Raw genomic sequence first — 18,726 nt, 5'->3', positions numbered from 1 at the left:
GGACCGCATGTGACACAAAATCAGCCGCGGGGGAGCACCTCGGGGAGCACGGTGGTCAGCTGCCGCCAGTCGGTGCCGACCACGCTGGCGCCCTTGCTCGCCATCAGTGCGACCCGGTCCTGGGCCTGCTGCACGGTCGGGTTCACGTCGTCGATGGCCGGCTTGACGTTCTCCGCGTCGGTCATGATCAGGAAGTAGTGGTTGTTCACGTAGAACGAGGTGTCGATGCCGCCGTCGATGTAGCCGCTGGCGTCGCCGTCGAACACCACGAACCACGGGCGCAGCGACGTGTCGCTGTACCGGGTGCGCGGGTCGCCGGACGCCGCGTTGTGGACGGCCGGGAAGATCTGTGCCTGGGCAAGGTTGCCGGCCGCGGCCAGGCCCTTCATGTACTGGGCGTACTCGACGTCGGTCCACAGGTGGTCGGTCGGGTTCTGCTCCTCGACCGTGCCGGGAATGATCTCCACCATGACCTTGCCGGCCATCGCCGCCCGGGTCGGCCAGTTGTTCGCCTTGGCCGCGTCGTCCAGCGTCGGGTACGAGCCGAGCAGGTCGATCGGCCGGAACACCCGGCTGCCAAGGCTGTTGTGCACGTAGCTGTCGAGGGTGTCCGGGCCCATCCCGATGTTGCCGGCGAACCCGGCCTTGAGCTCGATCTTGACGGTCAGCGGCCCGGCGCCGGGGTGGTTGCCCAGCCACACGTTGATGTCGTCGAGGCAGTCGTTGAGGTTCTGGTTGCGCGTGCCGCCGTACAGGTTGGCGGTCGGCGACTTGGCCTGCACGCAGTTGTTGTCGCTGCCGATCGGGTTGCTGTGGCTGACGTTCCACTTGTGCGTGAAGACGTTGAACCAGGCGTCCAGCTCGACCAGGTTCGCGCCGGCGTCCAGCGACTGCGCCAGGTACTGGTACGCGGCGGTGTCGTAGGTGTTGTGGATGCCGACGGTGGTGGCCTCGGACAGCCGCAGCGACCCGGTCCCGTCGGCGCTCGCCGTCCCGGCGGTCAGCCCCGCCAGCGCCAGCACCGCGACCACGACCTTGCTCACGCGCATAGGGATCTCCTCAGTCCTGATGTGAGCGGGTGAGGTGTGGCGGCACCCGGAGTGGGACCCTACTTGCGGGTAGCGCGCGCCAACAGGGCTGATCGTCGCTGGTCGCCGAATGGCTGAACGCCGTTAACCTGATCTGTCGTTTCCGCCGGTCGAGTCCGGTTTTCGGGAGGCGTGTGAGCGAAGCCTCCCCGCCGATTAGTTGCACTCCCGATAGTAGGAAGGCAAAGTATTTAGGAGGTCACCCCGAGGAGTCGCCATGAGCGGAACCGCTGCTCTCCACAAGCCGAGCAACCCGGTCCGGTTCATCACCGCCGCCAGCCTGTTCGACGGGCACGACGCCGCGATCAACATCATGCGGCGCATCCTCCAGTCGCAGGGCGCCGAGGTGATCCACCTGGGCCACAACCGGTCGGTGGACGAGGTCGTCACCGCGGCGATCCAGGAGGACGCGCAGGGCGTCGCGATCAGCGCCTACCAGGGCGGGCACGTCGAGTACTTCACGTACCTGGTGGAGCTGCTGCGCGAGCGCGGCGCCGGGCACGTCAAGGTGTACGGCGGCGGGGGCGGCGTGATCGTGCCGCGGGAGATCGAGCTGCTGCACTCGCGGGGCGTGGCCCGCATCTTCTCGCCGGCCGACGGCCAGCACATGGGCCTGGCCCAGATGATCAACACCATGGTCGAGTCCTGCGACACCGACCTGTCCGAGACCGTCCCGGCCAGCTGGGACGGCCTGTTCACCGGCGCGCAGGACGCGCTGTCCCGGGCCATCACGGTGATCGAGGCCGGCAAGCTGTCCGACCAGCTGCGGGCGGCCATGGCCGACGCGGTCGGCGACCGGCGGGTGCCCGTGCTGGGCATCACCGGCACCGGCGGCTCCGGCAAGTCCTCGCTGACCGACGAGATGGTCCGCCGGTTCCGCCTCGACCAGCAGGACAAGCTGCACATCGCGGTGCTGGCCGTCGACCCGTCACGGCGGCGCGGCGGCGGCGCGCTGCTGGGCGACCGGATTCGGATGAACTGCCTGGACCGTGAGCGGGTCTTCTTCCGTTCCATGGCAACGCGCCGGGCCGGCGCCGAGGTGCCGGACGGCCTGGCCGACGCCATCCTGGCCTGCAAGGCCGCCGGCGCCGACCTGATCGTCGTGGAGACGCCGGGCATCGGCCAGGGCGACGCCGCGATCGTGCCCTTCGTCGACCACTCGCTGTACGTGATGACGCCGGAGTTCGGCGCCGCGTCACAGCTGGAGAAGATCGACATGCTGGACTTCGCCGACGCGGTGGCGATCAACAAGTTCGAGCGCCGTGGGGCCGAGGACGCCCGCCGGGACGTGGCCCGCCAGCTGGTGCGCAACCGCGAGGCGTTCGGCTCGACGTGGCAGGACATGCCGGTCTTCGGCACCAGCGCCGCCACCTTCAACGACGACGGCGTCACCGCGCTGTACCAGCATCTATTGGCGGAGTTGGGTTTCGAGCACGGTGTGCTGCCGGTGGTCGAGGGCAAGGTGTCGACCTCGGCGTCCACCATCGTGCCGGCGGCTCGGGCCCGCTACCTTTCCGACATCGCCGACACCGTTCGCACGTACCACAAGCGGACCGGCGAGCAGGTCGAGGCCGTCCGCGCGCACACGCATCTCGTACAGGCGCAGAAAGCCTTGGACGCCGCCGGAAAGTCCACTTCGGACCTTTCCGAGCTGGTGGAGGCCAGCGAGCGCAAGGTGGACCGGGACAGCGCCGACCTGCTGGCCGACTGGCCGCGCACGGTCGAGCAGTACTCCGGCGACGAGCTGGTGTTCCGGGTGCGGGACAAGGAGATCCGCACCGAGCTGACCCGGGAGACGCTGTCCGGCAACAAGGTGCGCCGGGTCAGCCTGCCGCGGTTCGACGACGAGGGCACCCTGCTGCGCTGGCTGCGCAACGAGAACCTGCCCGGTCGCTTCCCTTACACGGCAGGCGTTTTCCCGTTCAAGCGGGACGGGGAGGACCCGGCCCGGATGTTCGCCGGCGAGGGCGACGCGTTCCGTACCAACAAGCGGTTCAAGCTGCTGTCCGAGGGCTCGGCGGCGACCCGCCTGTCCACCGCCTTCGACTCCGTCACCCTCTACGGCCGCGACCCCGACACCCCGCCGGACGTCTACGGCAAGATCGGCACCTCCGGCGTGTCCATCGCGTCGCTGGAGGACATGAAGGCCCTCTACGACGGCTTCGACCTCACCTCGCCGACCACCTCGGTGTCGATGACGATCAACGGCCCGGCCCCGACGATCCTGGCGTACTTCCTCAACACCGCGATCGACCAGCGGGTCGAGGCGTTCCGGGCCGAGCACGACCGTGAGCCCGACGCGCAGGAGTCGGCCGAGCTGCGGGCGTGGGCGCTGGCCAACGTGCGCGGCACGGTGCAGGCCGACATCCTCAAGGAGGACCAGGGCCAGAACACCTGCATCTTCTCCACCGAGTTCAGCCTGCGCATGATGGCCGACATCCAGGAATGGTTCATCGCCAACAAGGTGCGCAACTTCTACTCGGTGTCGATCTCCGGCTACCACATCGCCGAGGCCGGGGCCAACCCGATCAGCCAGCTGGCCTTCACGCTGGCCAACGGGTTCACCTACGTCGAGTCCTACCTGGCCCGCGGCATGAGCATCGACGACTTCGCGGCCAACCTGTCGTTCTTCTTCTCCAACGGGATGGACGCCGAGTACAGCGTGATCGGCCGGGTGGCCCGGCGGATCTGGGCGGTGGCCATGCGGGACCGCTACGGGGCCAACGAGCGGTCGCAGAAGTTCAAGTACCACGTGCAGACCTCGGGGCGGTCGCTGCACGCGCAGGAGATGAACTTCAACGACATCCGCACCACGCTGCAGGCCCTGTGCGCGCTGTACGACAACTGCAACAGCTTGCACACCAACGCCTATGACGAGGCCGTCACCACCCCGACGGAGAGCTCGGTGCGTCGGGCCATGGCCATCCAGCTGATCATCAACAAGGAGTGGGGCCTGTCGATGAACGAGAACCCGTTGCAGGGTTCGTTCGTCATCGACGAGCTGACCGACCTGGTCGAGGAGGCCGTGCTGGCCGAGTTCGACCGGATCTCCGAGCGCGGTGGCGTGCTCGGCGCCATGGAGACCGGCTACCAGCGTGGCCGGATCCAGGACGAGTCGATGCTGTACGAGCAGCGCAAGCACAACGGCACGCTGCCGCTGATCGGTGTGAACACCTTCCTCGCGCCGCAGGTCGACGAGGGGCCGGTGGAGATCGAGCTGGCCCGTGCCACCGAGCAGGAGAAGGAGTCCCAGGTCGACCGGACCCTGGACTTCCAGCACCGGCACCGCTCCGACGCCGCCGACGCGCTGGCCCGGCTGCGCACCGCCGCCACCACCGGCGAGAATGTCTTCGCCGTGCTCATGGACGCCGCCCGGGTGTGCACCCTCGGCCAGATCACCGAGGCGTTCTTCGAGGTCGGCGGTCAGTACCGACGCAACATCTGACCCGTTCCGCTGAGAGCAGCGGACCCGCTTGAAGCGGGTCCGTCTGCTCTACCGTCGAGGCCATGATCTTCACGGGGGACTTTCGCCGGCTGTTCGTCGGGAACTCGGTGTCGCTACTGGGATCCAGCGTGACGACGGTGGCTTTGCCGCTGGTCGCGGTGGTTGCCCTGCACGCTTCGCCGGTCGACATGGGTATCCTCGGCGCGGCCGGCTTTCTGCCGCACCTCGTGCTCGGCCTGCCGGCCGGCGTGTGGGTGGATCGCTTGCCGTACAAGCGAATCCTCGTGTTGGCCGACCTCGGTCAGCTGGTGCTGATCGGCTCGGTTCCGTTGGCTGCGGCGTTCGGCGTGCTCAGCCTGGCCCAGCTGTACGTCGTGGTCGTCCTGGCCGGCGTATGCGCCCTGTTCGACGCCGTTGCCGGACAGTCGTTCACGCCCATGCTCGTGCCGCGTGAGCAACTGCTGTCGGCCAACAGCGCCCTGATGCTGACCAGCTCGACCGTCAATGTGACCGGGTCGGCCCTCGGCACCGGCCTCGTCGCGCTGCTCGCCGCGCCGCTGGCCATGATCGTCGACGCCGCGTCGTTCCTGGTCGCGGCCCTGTGCAAGCTCCGGATCACAGTCCCCGGCGTGCCCGTCGCCGTGCGGCACAAGGCTGATCTCTTCGGTGGGCTGCGCATCGCCTTCACGCATCCCGTGCTGCGGCCCGTGACGATCGCCGCCACTCTCGGCGCGCTCGGCGGTCAGATGCAGAACACCGTCTTGGCGCTGTATTTGATTCATGTGCTGGGCTTTTCGCCTTGGCTGGTCGGCGTCTTGGTGACCGTCGCCGGTGTCGCCGGCATGCTCGGTGCCCTCGTCACGCCCACGGTCACACGCCGCCTCGGCCCCGGCCGGACCTTCGTGCTCGGCATGCTCGTGTCGTCGCTCGCCGGCTTTGTCCTCGTTGTCGGTCCGGCCTTGCTCTCCCAGGTCTTTCGCGGTGTCGGGCCGTCGTTGTACGGCGTCAACCAGCAGACCTTCCGCCAGACTCTCGTTGCCCCCGACCAGGTGTCCCGCGTCAACGCCGGTTGGCGGTTCCTGGTCTACGGCACCCAGCCCGTCGGCGCACTTCTCGGAGGCTTGTCGGGCACCCTGGACTTGCGCGTTACCCTCGTCGTCAGCACCGCGTTGATGCTCGCCGGCACCGCACTGGCGTTGCCCGTCACGCGCTCGTCCTGACCGTTGTGCCGGACCTTGGAACACCTCCTTGCCGTACTCACGGTTACGGGACACGCTGCATCACTCGCGTGCGACCGAAGTGGGGCGGGGGAAATGGCCGGACAATCACGTGGAGCCGTGCTGCTCGACGAGTTCGTCGCCGTGGTCCGCGATCCGGCATGGTGATGACCGCCCTGCAGCCGGAGCAGCGGGCCGGGATCTTGCCCTTGGCCGCGGCGTTGACCACGCCCGCCATCTTCCGGGCCATCAGCGGCTTGCACCCGCGCCTTCGTGCCGTCGCCGGCTACCACTGCGGGCTCACCGACCGCCACGGCGTTCCGATGGCCGCTCGTCGGGGCAAGATGCTCCGTCCGGCCCTCGTGTTCCTGGCTGCGCGATCCGTCGGCTCCGGTGTGGAACGGGCCGTCGCCGGTGCCACCGCCGTGCAGCTCGTGCACGAGTTTTCCTTGCTGCACGACGACATCATGGACGGCGACCCGGAGCGCCGCGGCCGATTGGCCGCGTGGCGCGTGTTCGGCACCTCCGTCACCCTCCTCGCCGGCGACGCCCTGTTGGCTTCCGCCGTCGCCACCCTCGACGGCCTCCCCGCCGCCCAGTCCGAGCTCGCCGCCGCGATGACCCGGTTGTGCTGGGGGCAGGCCGAGGACCTGCACACCGGCCCCGAGCCTTCCGTCGCCCATTGGGAACAGCTGGCCGCCGCCAAGTCCGGCGCATTGTTGGCCGCCTCTTGCCGTATCGGCGCTGTGCTCGCCGACGCCGATCCCACTTCCACCGCCGAGCTCGGCCGCTGCGGCTTCCACCTCGGCCTCGCCTTCCAGGCCATCGACGACTGGCTCGGCATCTGGGGCGACCCGGCTTGCACCGGCAAGCCCGTCGGCACCGACATCGCCGCCCGCCGCCTGTGCCTGCCGGTCGTCTTCGGGCTCGCCGATCCCGGTCCGGCGTCGAGGCATTTGACCGAGCTCCTGCTCGTGGAGTCCGTCCCCACCCTCAGCGACTTCGCCTCCGTCGTCGCCGCCCTCGACCTCTCCCACGCCGGCGAGTCCACCCTCGCCTACGCCCGCCGCCACGCCACCCTCGCCCTCGACTGCCTCGCCACCTTGCCCCTGCCGCCCGCCGTGCTCGGCGAGTGGTCCGAGCTGATCAGGTTCCTCACCGCCCGCACGGCGTAGCTGTCACAGATCGGTGCCGCGCCTTGTCTTCACTGCATACCGAGACCTACGGAGGTTGGTGCAGTGCACGACATGGGCTCAGGGGTCGGGCCGAAGATGCTGGCAGACGTCACGCCACCGTTCATTCCTGAGGGTGCCTCGGGAATGACGGTGCTGGTCGAATGGCCACCGGGGCACCCGGGGACGCCGCCGCACCGGCACTCGGGGCCGTGCTTCGGCTACGTGCTCGAAGGGGCGATCCGGTTCGAGCTGGAAGGCGAGCCGGAAGTGGTGATCAAAGCGGGGGAGACGCTGTACGAACCGGGTGGCGACAAAATCCACTACCAGAACGGGAACGCGTCGAGCGACGAGCCGGCGAAGTTCGTCGTGACGATGCTGTGTGCGCCGGGGGCGCCGATGCTGACGATGGTGGACGACGAAGAGCTGGCGCGGAGGGCGCACCTGCGTGCGCCACGGCCTGACTGACGTGGCGTACGAACCGATCGCGGGCAGCGGCTGACGCGATGTCGAAGGTGTAGCGGCACCGATCCCGGTCAGGACACCGGGATCGGTGCCGATGACCGGGATCCGCTGCCCGAGCCTGACGGTCGGCACGCTGTGTGACAGGGGATCAGGCGTTCCAGCCGCCGTCGACCACGATCTCGGCGCCGGTGACGTAGGACGCCCCAGGGCCGACGAGGTAGGCGACGGCGTCAGCCACCTCCTCGGCCTCCGCGTAGCGGTGGAGCGGTATCTGCGCCAGCGCCTGCCGGCCGAGGTCGCTGTCCGGCGGCATCGCCATGTCCGTCATGGCCCAACCCGGCACGACGGTGTTGGCGGTGATCCGGCGCGGCGCGAGTTCGTGCGCCCAGGAGCGGGCGTACATGGCCAACGCCGCCTTGCTCGCGGAATAGTCCGCGAAGCCGGCCGACCCGGCGCGCTTGCCGGCGACCGATCCGAACAGGACGATGCGTCCCCCGTCCGGCATGTGGGCCAGCGCCGCCTGGGTGGTCGCCACGACCCCGTGCACGTTGACCGCCCACAGCCGCTCGACGTCGGCAACGGGCACGGTCCCCATCGGCCCGCCGGTGAAGATCCCGGCCGGGCTGATCACGATGTCGATCTTTCCGAAGTCGGCCGCGACCTGTGCCACCATCGCCTCGACCTCGGACCGGACGCCCTGGTCGGCCTGGTAGTGCTCGGCGCGCACGCCGGCCGCCCGTGCATCCGCCACGACGTTCGCGGCCTTGTCCTTCCGCTGGTGGAAGGTGATGGCCACGTCGGCGCCGGCGGCCGCGAGCCGGCGGACCGTCGCCGCACCGAGCCCACGACTGCCGCCCGTGACCAGTGCTACTTTCCCGACCAGTGCCTTGTCCGTCATCGAGCCTTCTCTTCCGGTGGGTGTTGTTCTGTGCCGCAGTGCCGGGTCCCGCTTTTTCTCCGGCCGGCCCGATTCACCTGAGCGGTGAAATGTGACCGTCATGGTGCGGTATGCGAAGTGTCGGGCTCAAGGCGATTGACCGGTCGGGCAGTGATCAGGGCCCGCCGGGTAGCACTCTGGGCAATTCAGGGAAACCGAAGCGCAATTCGTGGAATTGCCGCGTCAGCTGAGCCGATGGAGATACGGGGTCTGGGCCGGCAGGGTCCCGTCATGGGCGAATCGGGCCCAGGCAGCCCGGAGTTCACGTCCGATCGGGAGGCGCTCGTCGAGGTGTCCGGCGTATTCGCCGAGCATGGCGGCGTCCGCCCAGTCGGCGTCCGAGCCGAACAGGAAAGGAAGTTCGAGAGAGTGCGGGGAGCCGAAGTCGGTGTGGTCGGGCTTCCAGTCCATACGGTAGTGCCCGGCCTGGCCGCCGGCCGCGCGCCAGTCCTTCGCCAGCCGCCGCGCGGGATGATCGAACAGACGCGCGGTCGCGATCTTCGAGATGCCGTCGACGACCGTTCGCCCGACTGGTCCGAGCTTCATCAGGCGCGCGACGGACCGGTCGATCCGGGCCAGCGGCAGGGCGTCATCGCGAATGTGCAGCAGGAGGAGGTCGATGCCGGGGGCGTGGCGCGCGATGACGGCCGGCACCTCGCTCTCCGGCGGAAGTGGATACTCACCGTAGTGGAACCCGAGCGGCATACCGCCGGTCCAGCCGAACGTCCGCCCCGCTCGGGCGGCGATCTCCTGCACCTCGAGCAGGTCTTCGGCCGAGAGGTCCCGGGGACGCGTCCGCAACGCCTCGTCGGCGGCGGCTCGGACCGCGCGGTGCAGCGCGGCGCGGCCGGCCCGCATGCCCAGCGGCGCGCTGTGCGTGATGGCCCGCCGGTAGAGGCCGCGCGCCGGTTCGCTGAGCAGGAGTGACGCCACCGAGTCGCCGCCGGCCGACTGCCCGAAGATGGTCACGTTCGCCGGGTCGCCGCCGAAGGACGCGATGTTCCGGGCGACCCACCGGAGCGCCAGCAGCTGGTCCCGCAGCCCGAGGTTGGTCTCGACGCCCTCGCGAGTCGGCGTGAGATAGCCGAAGATCCCGACTCGGTAACTCACGGTGACGACGACGACCTTGCCTTCCGCGGCCAGTCGGGTCGGCCGGTACCGGGCCGATTCGCCACTTCCGGTCACATACGCGCCGCCGTGGTAATAGACCATCACCGGCGCCCCGGCAGCGTCGCGGGGCGCGTGCACGCTGAGCACCAGGCAGTCCTCGCTCGCCTCGAGCCCGGCCAGCACGTCGCCCATGACGTATTCGATGAAGTTGGGCACCTGTGGGCAGTAGGGACCGGGCCGGGTGGCGTCGACCGGGTCGGTCCACGGCTCGACGGCGACGGCTGGGGCGAAGCGTTCGGCCATGCCGTAGTGGACGCCGCGCGCGACGAGGAGCTCGTCTGTCTCCGTGACGGTGAGGGGTCCGTCCGCTGTCCGCACGACCCGGGTGGTCATGACGGTCCGACCTGCTGCCGGGTGGCGCGGACGGTGACGGTCAGCCAGAGGTAACGGCCGGCCATGCCTTTCATTGCGGTGATGCCGTGCGCGTAGCGGTCGATCTTCCCGGTTGCCGCTATGCGGATGTCCGCGGCATCGACCTGGAGGGATTCGAGGCTGAATTCGGCGGGAGCCGCCGCGCCACGGGCCGTGAGGACTCCCCGCAGCTGCCAGATGCCGTCGACCTGCTCGATGGATGTCGACGTGAACGAGATCTCCGGATATGCCTCGGCGTCGAGGAACGTCGTGGATTTCACCTTCCGGTCACGTGCGGTGTTGCCGGACGCGAAGCTGAGCGTGCTCGCCGCGGCGTGCACGGTCGATTCCTCGGGCGGAACGGTCACGGCGATCTCGCCCCCGGTCAGCCCGAAACTGCCACGCACGGTGCCGGTGCCGAACTGGTGCTTCGCCCGGAAGGTGATTCTCGAGTCGAGCGTGTCGATGCGGTAGACACCTTTGCTGGGCGGTTTGATGGTCATCGGAACCTCCTGACTTGAATGTTCAAGTTGAGCCTAGTGTAGGATGACATGAAAGTTCAAGTCAGGGGAGGGTGCTGGTGGAGCCGTACGACGACCGCGAGGCGCGATGGTTGAGCAGCGACGAGCTGGCGGCCTGGCGGGCGGTCACGCTGCTCGTCGCCCGGTTGCCGGCGGCGCTCGACCAGCAGTTGCAGCGCGATTCGTACCTCAGCGTGGTGGAGTACCACGTCCTCGTCGGCCTAGCCGAAGCGCCGGACCGCCGGATCCGGATGTCGGTGCTGGCCGCACTGGCCGGTTTGGAGCTGTCGCGGCTGTCGCATCTGGTGAAGCGCCTGGAACGCCGTGGACTGGTGTATCGCGAGCCCGATCCGGCCAACGGGCGCTACACGCTCGCCGTCCTCACCGACGAGGGGGCAAGGTGCCTGGCCGCCGCGGCTCCCGGCCATGTGGCCGAGGTGCGCCGCCTGGTCGTCGACGTGCTCGCCCCGGAGGATCTGACCGCTTTCGGCGCCATCGCGACGACGCTCAACGAGCGGCTGGACGAGTGCGGTGAGGACCAGCCGTGACCCGGCGGAGGACCGCGCCCGGCGCGCGTGAAGGTGCGCGCCAAGGCGACGGTCCGCCGCGGAAATTCCCTTGGGGCACAGGTGCTCAGAGCGGCTTGGCGAGCTCCTCGTTCATCAGCAGAAACGTGCCAAGGCCGTGCTGGTCGTTCACCGTGCGCGGCCGGCTGTAGTAGCCGGACAGCGAGCCGGTGACGGCCGTGCCGGGGCAGATGTCGGCGATGTTGGTACGGCCGTCGGAGCCCAGGGTCACCTTCTGCAACACGCCCTGGTACCCCTTCTGCGCCGCCGACGACAGGCTCGACGGCACGTAGCCTGCCCGCACCGCGCGGGAGATCGCGTAGGTGTACATGCAGGAAGCCGAGGTCTCGGTCCAGTTCTGCGAGTCGGAGCCCTTGTCCACCACCTGGAACCACCGCCCGGTGGCCGGATCCTGGTACTTCACGAAGGCGTTCACCAGCTGCTGCACGTTCTTGACCAGCGGCGCCCGCCGCGAGTCGCCGGCCGGCAGGGCGTCGAGCACGTCGAAGTGGGCCAACGCCACCCAACCGACCGCCCGTGCCCAGTAATACGGCGAGGTGTGGGTGGTCTTGTTGGCCCACGACGCCTTGCCGTCGGCCGAATAGGCGTGGAACAGCAAGCCGGTCGACGACGTGAGATGGCCGAAGTACGTGGTGAGGTTGTGGGTCGCCTCCTGGAAGCAGTACGTCCCGTCGTTGTACTGCTTGCCGTAGTTGGCCAGGAACGGCTGGGCCATGTACAGGCCGTCGCACCAGAGCTGCTGTGTGAACGACGTGGAGTGCCACATCGCCCCGTCGCTGGTCCGCGGATAGCCCGGGAACCGGTTGCGGATCTGCTGCGCCGCCGTGCGGTAGCGCGCGTCGCCGGTCTCCCGGTGCAGGATCAGCAAGAGGTTGCCGGCCTGCATCGAGTCCAGGCTGTTGAAGGCGTCGTTGATGTGGCCCTTGCTGTCGACGGAGTAGTCCACCCAGCGCTTGATGTACGCCAGGTAGGACGGCGTGCGCAGGCGCTGGTAGACGAGGTAGGTGCCGTACAGGAACAGGCCCTGCGTGTAGCCCCAGCCGCCCAGCGACTTGGGGTCGGGGTTGCGGGCGATGGTCGAGTCGACCACCGCCTTGGACCAGTCCGTCGCGGCCGGCGCCGCCTGTGCGGTGCCCGCGGTGACGGCCAGCGCACCTCCCGTCAACACCGCCAGGCGGCCGAAGTCCCGCCGTGAGATCGACATGCTTCACCTCCAAGCCGGGCACCGGCGGCGAGCCCGACCCTGCTTGTGGGAGCGCTTTCTCCGCAGGAGTACACGGAGGTGCGTCACAGCCGCAAGAGGCCGGACGGGCCTGTGTGGCACACTCCGGACAGGAGGTTGGCTTTGGCAACTGATATCGCCGATGCCCGGACGGCCTGGATGGAGCCGGGGGCGTTCGAGGTGGCGCCGGGAGTGCACCGGATCCCGCTGCCGCTGCCCAACGACGGCCTGCGGGCGGTCAACGTCTACGCGATCGCGGACGGGGACGAGCTGGTGCTCGTCGACTCCGGCTGGGCGCTCGACGAGGCCCGAGATCGCCTTGAGCAAGCGCTGGGCAGCATCGGGCACGGGTTCGAGAGCGTCAGCCGGTTCCTGGTCACGCACGCGCACCGCGACCACTACACCCTGGGCATCACGCTGCGGCGGACGTTCGGCTCGCGGGTGAGCCTGGGCATCGGGGAGCAGCCGACCCTGGACGCCGTGATCAACGGCCAGGTCGAGGGCCAGCTGGCCGACCTGGTGCGTTGGGGCGCCAAGGACATGGCCGACCGGATGCGCGAGGGCATGAAGAAGCGCGGCGGCCCGCAGCCCGACGGCTACGAGCTGCCGGACGAGTGGATCCGGGGCACCGCGGACATCAAGCTGGGCAGCCGCACGCTGCGGGCGCTGCCGACGCCGGGGCACACCGCCGGTCACGTGGTGTTCCTGGACGTGGAGTCGTCGCTGCTGTTCGCGGGCGACCACATCCTGCCGCACATCACGCCGTCCATCGGCTTCGAGCTGGTCCGCCAGGAACTGCCGCTCGGCGACTACATGGATTCGCTGCGGCTGGTCCGTGAGCACCCGGACATGCGGCTGTTGCCGGCGCACGGCCCGGTCGCCGAGTCGACCCACAAGCGCGTGGACGAGCTGCTCGACCACCACCGCAAGCGCCTGGACGAGACCGAGCTGGCGCTCGGCCAGGACGAGGCGACGGCGGCCGAGGTGGCGGGCCGGATGGGCTGGACCCGCCACAACCGCAAGGTGTCCGAGATGGACTTCTTCAACAGGATGCTGGCCATCGGCGAGACCTCCGCCCACCTGGACGTGCTGGTCCGGGACGGACGGCTGCGTGCGTCCACAGTGGACGGAGTGACCCGCTACCTGGCCTAGCTCTTCACGGCGTTGATGAGCACGGTGTGTCGCAGGCCGGCCGCTTCGTCCCGCAGCGGCCGGCCGTAGCCCTCGGCCACGGCGACGATGGGCGTGCTGGTGACCCGCCAGCCGTGGTCGGCCAGCCACGCCACCGGGGCGAACGTCTTGCTGGGCCACATCTCGAGGATGTCGAAACCGAAGTCCTCGGCCATGCTGGCCATGGGCTGGAGGTTCTCCAGCTCCCGGACGTCGATGTCGACGTGCTCGATGGCGAACCGGCTGCCCGGCGCGGCCAGCTCGTCGACCAGCGTGAACAGCCGTTCGACGGCGTCGTTGGGCAGGAACGGCAGCAACCCCTCGGCCAGCCACGAACTCGGTGCCGTGCGGTCGAAACCGGCCCGTGCCAACGCTTCCGGCCAGTCATCGCGCAGGTCGACGTCCACGGGCCGGATGTCGGCCCGCGCCGAGATGCTCTGGTCGGTCAGCACGTTCTGCTTGAACTGCAACACCTTCGGCACGTCCAGCTCGTACACGACGGCGTCGGCCGGCCAGTCCAGGCGGTAGCCGCGCACGTCCAGGCCGGCGGCCAGCAGCACGGCCTGGCCGGTCTTCTCGGCGGTGAAGTACTCGTCGAAGAACCGGGACCGCACGCCCAGATAGTCGGCCATGTCCTGCCACGGCACGGTCGCGTCGGCCGGCCGCACCGGCATCGCCGGCTCCGGTCGCGCCGCGGCGACGAACAGCTCGGCGTACGGATCCGACACCAACGGTCGCGGACGATGGCTGTCGATCGCCCGCGCGGCGGCCACGGCCAGCGCGGTGATGCCGACATCCGTGACGATGTCCCAATCGGCCTGCTGCGTCATCGGTGACCCTCCCGACATCGCGTAGTCAGTTGCTCACCGAACGTATCACTTAGTAGGGCTAACCAACCTTGTGACCCGGGTCACCCGCCGGCCGATGCCCGAACGGTGTCCCGAATTCGCGAATTCGATGCACTTTTGGCCGGAGCCGTACAATTTCCGGCATCGGCCGGATCCGGGGAAGTCACATGCAGCTGCGCACGTCGACAATCGACACCATTCCGCAGGACGACGTCACGGTGTCCACCTATCGGTTCACCGAACTAGGCCCGGTCGGTATCGGCGAGGTCGCGTTCACCGGCGAGCTCCGGCTGGAATGCGACGACGTCGGCACCGGCTTCTACGCCCATCTGCCGCTCGCCGGCCGCTACCGGTCGTGGCACCGCGGCCTGGACATGATCGGCGACCGCAGCGCCACGCCGCTGCAACGGCCCGGCGCGCCGTTCGCCGGGCACTGGACGGCCGGCTACCGCGCGCTGTGCGTGCGCATGGAACCGGCGGTCGTCGAGGACGCGTGGACCCGCATGGGCGGCTCGAATCGGCCGGTGTACAGCCCGATCCTGAACACCGCCGACGGCTACGGCCGCGCCTGGGCCGAGCTGCTGTTCTCGATCACCCGCCAGCTCGCCGCGCCGGGAAACCTGCTGGCCCAGCCGCTCGTCGCGGCGCCGCTGGCCGACAGCCTGGTCACCGCTTTCGTGCTCGCGACGACCCCTGAGATGCCCGCCGCGCCGTCGCGGCCGGTGTCGGTGCGGGCCGCCATCGACGTGATCGAGTCCGACCCCAGCTCGCCGCTGACCCTGTCGCTGCTGGCAAGCCACTGCGGCGTCAGCCCGCGCGCCCTGCAGAAGGCATTCCAGCAGCACGTCGGCATGTCGCCGATGGAGTACGTCCGCGACGTCCGGCTGCGCCGCGCGCACGAGGAGCTGCGCGCCGCCGATCCGTTCGCCGACTCGGTGGCCGCGGTGGCCCGCCGCTGGGGCTTCGCCCATCTCGGCCGATTCGCCGCCGCGCACGAGGCCCGATTCGGCCAGAAGCCGCTGCGGACGCTTCGCGGCTAATCCCATTCGCTTACCGGACAGTTCCGCCGGCAAAGGCGATTCTGTCGCTAGCGTGTGAATTCGTGAGCAACGAACCTCTTGCCGATGTGCGCGACATGTACATGGCGCACACCATGTTCCGCCGCGAGATCGGCAACGCCCCCGCGCTGGTCCGTGGCGTCGCGCCGGGCGACGTCGACCGCGCGGTGATCGTCGCCGACCATCTCGCGATCGTCGACAACAGCCTGCATCACCACCACACCGCCGAGGACCGGCACCTGTGGCCGCGGCTGGCCGAGCGCGCCGGCGCCGAGGCCGAGCCCGTGGTGCAGGTGATGGAGGCGCAGCACGGCGCGATCGACAAGCTGCTGGACGAGCTCCGCACCGGGCTGGCCGACTGGCGCGGCACCGCCGACCCGGTGCTCGGCGCGTCGCTCGCCGACACCGCGGCCGAGCTGCACGAACGGCTCGTCGAGCACCTCGCCACCGAGGAAGACCGGGCGCTGCCGCTGATCGAGCGGCACATCACCGCGGCCGAGTGGGCCGGGATGATCGCCGACGGGGCCGGAGACGTCGATCCTTCGCAGATCCCGTTGATCTTCGGCATGATGGCCCACGACGCCGACCCGGACACCGTGCGGGACATCATCGCCCAGATGCCGCCCGAGGTCAGCGGCGTGCTCGGCGACCTGGCCGCGCAGGCCTACGCCGACCACGTGCGCAAGGTCTACGGGGTGAGCGCATGACCGAGCTGATGTTCGGCGCGCTGCTGGAGCAGGGCGCGGATCGCCCGCAGGACGTGATCGGCCTGGCCGAGCTGATGGAGCAGGTCGGGCTGGACGTCGTCTCGCTGTCCGACCACCCGTACTGGCCGGAGCGGCTGGACACCGTCGCGCTGCTGTCGGCCATCGTGGCCCGGACCTCGCGGATCACCGTGCTGCCCAACCTGATGAACCTGCCGCTGCGCCCGCCGGCCGGGCTGGCCCGCACCGCCGCCACGCTGGACATTCTCAGCGGCGGCCGGTTCGAGCTCGGCCTCGGCGCCGGCGCGCAGCAGATGTGGGAGTCGATCATCGCCGAGGGCGGGCCGGCGCGCGGCGCGGGGGAGTCCATCGAAGCCCTCGAAGAGGCGACCGAGTTGATCCGTGCACTGTGGACGTCCAAAGAGGACGTGAACTTCAACGGCGAGCACTACCACCTCGGCGGGGCGAAGCCGGGACCCGCGCCACTGCACGAGATCCCGATCTGGTTCGGCGCCTACCAGCCGCGGATGCTGCGGGCCACCGGCCGGCTGGCCGACGGCTGGATCCCGAGCTCGCCGTTCTTCCCGCCGGCCGCGCTCACCGACGCCAACCGCATCATCGACGAGGCCGCCGAGTCGGCCGATCGTTCACCCTCGGCCGTCCGGCGCGGCTACAACATCGACGGCGTCTTCGGCACTGAGCCCGGTTTCCTGCGGGGTTCGGCCAAGCAGTGGGCGGAGCAGCTGGCCGAGCTCGTGGTCGACGAGCGGATCACCGCGTTCTTCCTGTACCGCGTCCATGACCCGGACGTGCTGCGCCGGTTCGCCGCCGAGGTCGCGCCCGCCGTCCGCGATCTCGTGGCCTGACCAGCCGGACCGGCCCTGACCAGGGCCGGTCTTTTCGCGACCAAAGTAGTTGATGGAGTCCATCAACTAGCGCTACGCTTCTGTCATGACACGGCGAACAGACGTGGAGGGTCTGGTAGCGGCCCTGTTCACGGTCAACGCGTCCATGACGCGGGCGGCCAAGCAGCGGCCCAAGGCCAGCGAGCTGCGCCTGCTCCAGGTCGTCGCCCAGCACGAGGGCAGCCGGCCTTCTGAGCTGGCCGAACTGCTGGGCGTCGACCGGTCGCTGGTCACGCGGCAGCTCCGTGACCTGGAGGACGAGGGCAAGGTGACGGTCAGCCCCGATCCGCGGGACGGCCGGGCCTTCGTCGCCGAGCTGACCGAGCAGGGCCGCCAGCAGATCGCCGAGCTGACCGAGTTCGGGATGCGCCGCTTCGAGAGCTTCGTCGCCGACTGGGACGAGGCCGAGATCCGCGAGCTCACCCGGCTGCTGTGGAAGTTCGAGACCACCAAGAACGCCGTTGCCCGGCAACAGGACCAGCAGCGGCCGGAGCGTGGCCGCCGACGCAGAGGGGGAACCACCTCATGAACACGGCCAAGGCCCGCGTATTACTCATTTCGCTGCTCGACGCGGCGCTGGACATCGTGGTTCCGATCGCCGTCTATCTGGCCCTGCAACCCCTTGGCGTGCCGGCGATCCTGTCCCTGGCCGCCGGCGGCATCCTGATCGGCGGCAAGGCCGCGTTCGGCAAGCTCACCGACACGGGCGAGCGGGACACCGCCCTGCTGCTGACCTCGACGGTCATCGCGCTGGCCGTGCTGTTCGGCCTGTACGTGGTCGGCGTGAACACGGCGATCGCCATGGCCGCCGGCCTGGTCGTGCAGGGCATCGGCGTGGCGATCTCGATCACGCGCCGCCGCAAGCTGGACGGCTTCGCGCTGCTGGTGCTGACCGAGCTCGCGTTGGGCATCGCACTCAGCTTCGTCACCAGCGGCGACCCGCGCTTCCTGGTCGCCCGCCCCGCCTTCTACACCTTCGTCGCCGCGCTCTACGTGTTCGTGACCGTGTTTCGCGGCAAGGCTTTCATGTTCATCGCCAGCCGTCCGATGGCCGTCGCCGGCGACCCCAAGCGTGACGTCGCGTACGACCGGGCGTGGCAGAACTCGGCCGAGTTCCGCCGCCTGGAGCGCATCGGCACCGCCGCCTTCGCCGTCGTGCTGCTGGCCGAGTCGGTGCTGCGGGTCGTGCTGGCCTTCCAGTTCAACGCCGACGAGGTGATGGCCTCCAGCCTCGTCTCACAGCTGCCGGTGATCGCCCTGTTCGTGCTGTTCATCCTGGGATTCAAGGTGATCCTCGTGCCGCGCCTGACCAAGCTCGTCGAAGCCGAGATGCCCGTGGACGCCGCCTAACCCCATTGGGGTCCCATCCCCGGATCTTCCTCGAACACCAGCCAGGTCCGGGTGGCACGCACCCCCTTGATGCTCTGGATCTTCTCCAGCACCACCTCCCGCAGTGCCACGTTGTCCGGCGCGTGCACCAGGGCCAGCACGTCGAAGTCGCCGCCGACCAGGGCGAGATGCTCGATGTAGCGGATGCCGCGCAGCGCCTTGGCCACCGAGCGCCAGCTGTTCTGCTCGATCGTCAGCAGCACGTAGGCGCTGGTGCCGAGGCCGGCCCGGCGCGGCGAGATCTCCGCGCTGAAACCGGTGATCACCTGGTCGGCCAGCAGCCGGTCCAACCGTGCGTAGGCGCTCGTGCGCGAGATGTGCACGCGCTCGGCCAGCGTCCTGATCGACATCCGGCCGTCCCGGCGCAGCTCGGCCAGTATCGCGCGATCCACGTCGTCCAGCTCGGCGGCCGAACGTCCGGCCGGCCCGGGTGTGACGTCGGTCTCGATGGGCAAATGGCCCTCCAAACGGCCTCAC

18 protein-coding genes are annotated in these 18,726 nt (G+C 69.4%); 11 read left to right on the top strand and 7 right to left on the bottom strand.

All coding sequences use genetic code 11. The features are described 5' to 3' along the window. Positions 1-20: 20 nt before the first annotated feature. Positions 21-1,049: a phosphatidylinositol-specific phospholipase C domain-containing protein gene (locus tag M3Q35_RS17830; protein ID WP_273942979.1), complete on the bottom strand. Its 1,029-nt coding sequence runs from the start codon at positions 1,047-1,049 to the stop codon at positions 21-23. A gap of 256 nt (positions 1,050-1,305) precedes the next feature. Between M3Q35_RS17830 and icmF the strand changes: the two genes are divergently transcribed. The 4 genes from icmF (at position 1,306) to M3Q35_RS17810 (ending at position 7,390) form a co-directional block, all read left to right on the top strand. Next, positions 1,306-4,533 (top strand): fused isobutyryl-CoA mutase/GTPase IcmF, encoded by a 3,228-nt coding sequence (gene icmF / locus M3Q35_RS17825; RefSeq protein WP_273942977.1) that lies wholly within the window; start codon positions 1,306-1,308, stop codon positions 4,531-4,533. Positions 4,534-4,595: 62 nt separating this feature from the next. Then, positions 4,596-5,753, top strand: coding sequence for an MFS transporter (locus M3Q35_RS17820; RefSeq protein WP_273942976.1), 1,158 nt, complete (start codon positions 4,596-4,598; stop codon positions 5,751-5,753). A 164-nt stretch (positions 5,754-5,917) separates the two neighbouring features. Then, positions 5,918-6,925, top strand: a complete 1,008-nt coding sequence (locus tag M3Q35_RS17815; RefSeq protein ID WP_273942975.1) for a polyprenyl synthetase family protein — start codon at positions 5,918-5,920, stop codon at positions 6,923-6,925. A 72-nt stretch (positions 6,926-6,997) separates the two neighbouring features. Then, positions 6,998-7,390 carry a cupin domain-containing protein gene (locus M3Q35_RS17810; RefSeq protein WP_273944381.1) on the top strand — a complete coding sequence of 131 codons (393 nt, stop codon included), beginning with the start codon at positions 6,998-7,000 and terminating at the stop codon, positions 7,388-7,390. 145 nt (positions 7,391-7,535) lie between these two features. Here the strand turns inward: M3Q35_RS17810 and M3Q35_RS17805 are convergent, their stop codons facing one another. The 3 genes from M3Q35_RS17805 to M3Q35_RS17795 all read right to left on the bottom strand — a co-directional run bounded on the left by M3Q35_RS17805 (position 7,536) and on the right by M3Q35_RS17795 (position 10,348). After that, on the bottom strand, positions 7,536-8,285 hold the full coding sequence (locus M3Q35_RS17805) for an SDR family NAD(P)-dependent oxidoreductase (RefSeq protein ID WP_273942973.1): 750 nt from the start codon (positions 8,283-8,285) through the stop codon (positions 7,536-7,538). 222 nt (positions 8,286-8,507) lie between these two features. Further along, positions 8,508-9,827, bottom strand: a complete 1,320-nt coding sequence (locus tag M3Q35_RS17800) for a carboxylesterase family protein (RefSeq protein ID WP_273942972.1) — start codon at positions 9,825-9,827, stop codon at positions 8,508-8,510. Continuing rightward, a complete protein-coding gene (locus M3Q35_RS17795; protein WP_273942971.1) occupies positions 9,824-10,348 on the bottom strand; it encodes a YceI family protein in 525 nt (174 codons plus the stop codon). The genes M3Q35_RS17800 and M3Q35_RS17795 overlap by 4 nt, the downstream gene beginning before the upstream one ends. A gap of 77 nt (positions 10,349-10,425) precedes the next feature. On the opposite strand from M3Q35_RS17795, the gene M3Q35_RS17790 reads away from it, so the two are divergent. After that, a complete protein-coding gene (locus tag M3Q35_RS17790) occupies positions 10,426-10,914 on the top strand; it encodes a MarR family winged helix-turn-helix transcriptional regulator (protein WP_273942969.1) in 489 nt (162 codons plus the stop codon). A gap of 85 nt (positions 10,915-10,999) precedes the next feature. Here the strand turns inward: M3Q35_RS17790 and M3Q35_RS17785 are convergent, their stop codons facing one another. Next, a complete protein-coding gene (locus M3Q35_RS17785) occupies positions 11,000-12,157 on the bottom strand; it encodes a glycoside hydrolase family 88/105 protein (RefSeq protein WP_273942967.1) in 1,158 nt (385 codons plus the stop codon). 177 nt (positions 12,158-12,334) lie between these two features. Here M3Q35_RS17785 and M3Q35_RS17780 point away from each other — a divergent pair, with 177 nt between their 5' ends. After that, positions 12,335-13,327: an MBL fold metallo-hydrolase gene (locus tag M3Q35_RS17780; RefSeq protein ID WP_273944380.1), complete on the top strand. Its 993-nt coding sequence runs from the start codon at positions 12,335-12,337 to the stop codon at positions 13,325-13,327. On the opposite strand, the gene M3Q35_RS17775 is transcribed toward M3Q35_RS17780, so the two are convergent. Next, a complete protein-coding gene (locus tag M3Q35_RS17775) occupies positions 13,324-14,175 on the bottom strand; it encodes an SAM-dependent methyltransferase (RefSeq protein WP_273942966.1) in 852 nt (283 codons plus the stop codon). The genes M3Q35_RS17780 and M3Q35_RS17775 overlap by 4 nt on opposite strands. Positions 14,176-14,360: 185 nt before the next feature. On the opposite strand from M3Q35_RS17775, the gene M3Q35_RS17770 reads away from it, so the two are divergent. From M3Q35_RS17770 to M3Q35_RS17750, 5 genes are all read left to right on the top strand, one after another. Next, complete coding sequence (locus M3Q35_RS17770) at positions 14,361-15,233, top strand: AraC family transcriptional regulator (protein ID WP_273942965.1); 873 nt, start codon at positions 14,361-14,363, stop codon at positions 15,231-15,233. A gap of 62 nt (positions 15,234-15,295) precedes the next feature. After that, positions 15,296-15,958 carry a hemerythrin domain-containing protein gene (locus M3Q35_RS17765; RefSeq protein ID WP_273942964.1) on the top strand — a complete coding sequence of 221 codons (663 nt, stop codon included), beginning with the start codon at positions 15,296-15,298 and terminating at the stop codon, positions 15,956-15,958. Then, positions 15,955-16,821, top strand: coding sequence for an LLM class flavin-dependent oxidoreductase (locus tag M3Q35_RS17760; protein WP_273942963.1), 867 nt, complete (start codon positions 15,955-15,957; stop codon positions 16,819-16,821). Before M3Q35_RS17765 ends, M3Q35_RS17760 begins: the two co-directional genes overlap by 4 nt. An 85-nt stretch (positions 16,822-16,906) precedes the next feature. After that, complete coding sequence (locus M3Q35_RS17755) at positions 16,907-17,389, top strand: MarR family winged helix-turn-helix transcriptional regulator (protein ID WP_273942962.1); 483 nt, start codon at positions 16,907-16,909, stop codon at positions 17,387-17,389. Further along, the gene (locus M3Q35_RS17750; RefSeq protein ID WP_273942960.1) at positions 17,386-18,210 is read left to right on the top strand and encodes a VC0807 family protein; all 825 of its coding nucleotides are present in this window, start codon (positions 17,386-17,388) and stop codon (positions 18,208-18,210) included. The genes M3Q35_RS17755 and M3Q35_RS17750 overlap by 4 nt, the downstream gene beginning before the upstream one ends. Here the strand turns inward: M3Q35_RS17750 and M3Q35_RS17745 are convergent. Beyond that, positions 18,207-18,704, bottom strand: coding sequence for an Lrp/AsnC family transcriptional regulator (locus tag M3Q35_RS17745; RefSeq protein WP_273942959.1), 498 nt, complete (start codon positions 18,702-18,704; stop codon positions 18,207-18,209). The genes M3Q35_RS17750 and M3Q35_RS17745 overlap by 4 nt on opposite strands. Positions 18,705-18,726: the final 22 nt, after the last annotated feature.

The organism is Kutzneria chonburiensis, from assembly GCF_028622115.1.
GTDB classification, from domain to species: Bacteria; Actinomycetota; Actinomycetes; order Mycobacteriales; family Pseudonocardiaceae; genus Kutzneria; species Kutzneria chonburiensis.
This window is presented reverse-complemented; position numbering and strand designations above follow the sequence as displayed.

Coding starts and splice junctions, on each gene's coding strand:
- M3Q35_RS17755 (WP_273942962.1), top strand. CDS start 16,907: ATGACACGGCGAACAGACGTGGAGGGTCTGGTAGCGGCCCTGTTCACG.
- M3Q35_RS17780 (WP_273944380.1), top strand. CDS start 12,335: ATGGAGCCGGGGGCGTTCGAGGTGGCGCCGGGAGTGCACCGGATCCCG.
- M3Q35_RS17785 (WP_273942967.1), bottom strand. CDS start 12,157: ATGTCGATCTCACGGCGGGACTTCGGCCGCCTGGCGGTGTTGACGGGA.
- M3Q35_RS17810 (WP_273944381.1), top strand. CDS start 6,998: ATGGGCTCAGGGGTCGGGCCGAAGATGCTGGCAGACGTCACGCCACCG.
- M3Q35_RS17760 (WP_273942963.1), top strand. CDS start 15,955: ATGACCGAGCTGATGTTCGGCGCGCTGCTGGAGCAGGGCGCGGATCGC.
- M3Q35_RS17775 (WP_273942966.1), bottom strand. CDS start 14,175: ATGACGCAGCAGGCCGATTGGGACATCGTCACGGATGTCGGCATCACC.
- M3Q35_RS17830 (WP_273942979.1), bottom strand. CDS start 1,049: ATGCGCGTGAGCAAGGTCGTGGTCGCGGTGCTGGCGCTGGCGGGGCTG.
- icmF (WP_273942977.1), top strand. CDS start 1,306: ATGAGCGGAACCGCTGCTCTCCACAAGCCGAGCAACCCGGTCCGGTTC.
- M3Q35_RS17820 (WP_273942976.1), top strand. CDS start 4,596: ATGATCTTCACGGGGGACTTTCGCCGGCTGTTCGTCGGGAACTCGGTG.
- M3Q35_RS17805 (WP_273942973.1), bottom strand. CDS start 8,285: ATGACGGACAAGGCACTGGTCGGGAAAGTAGCACTGGTCACGGGCGGC.
- M3Q35_RS17815 (WP_273942975.1), top strand. CDS start 5,918: ATGACCGCCCTGCAGCCGGAGCAGCGGGCCGGGATCTTGCCCTTGGCC.
- M3Q35_RS17795 (WP_273942971.1), bottom strand. CDS start 10,348: ATGACCATCAAACCGCCCAGCAAAGGTGTCTACCGCATCGACACGCTC.
- M3Q35_RS17750 (WP_273942960.1), top strand. CDS start 17,386: ATGAACACGGCCAAGGCCCGCGTATTACTCATTTCGCTGCTCGACGCG.
- M3Q35_RS17770 (WP_273942965.1), top strand. CDS start 14,361: ATGCAGCTGCGCACGTCGACAATCGACACCATTCCGCAGGACGACGTC.
- M3Q35_RS17800 (WP_273942972.1), bottom strand. CDS start 9,827: ATGACCACCCGGGTCGTGCGGACAGCGGACGGACCCCTCACCGTCACG.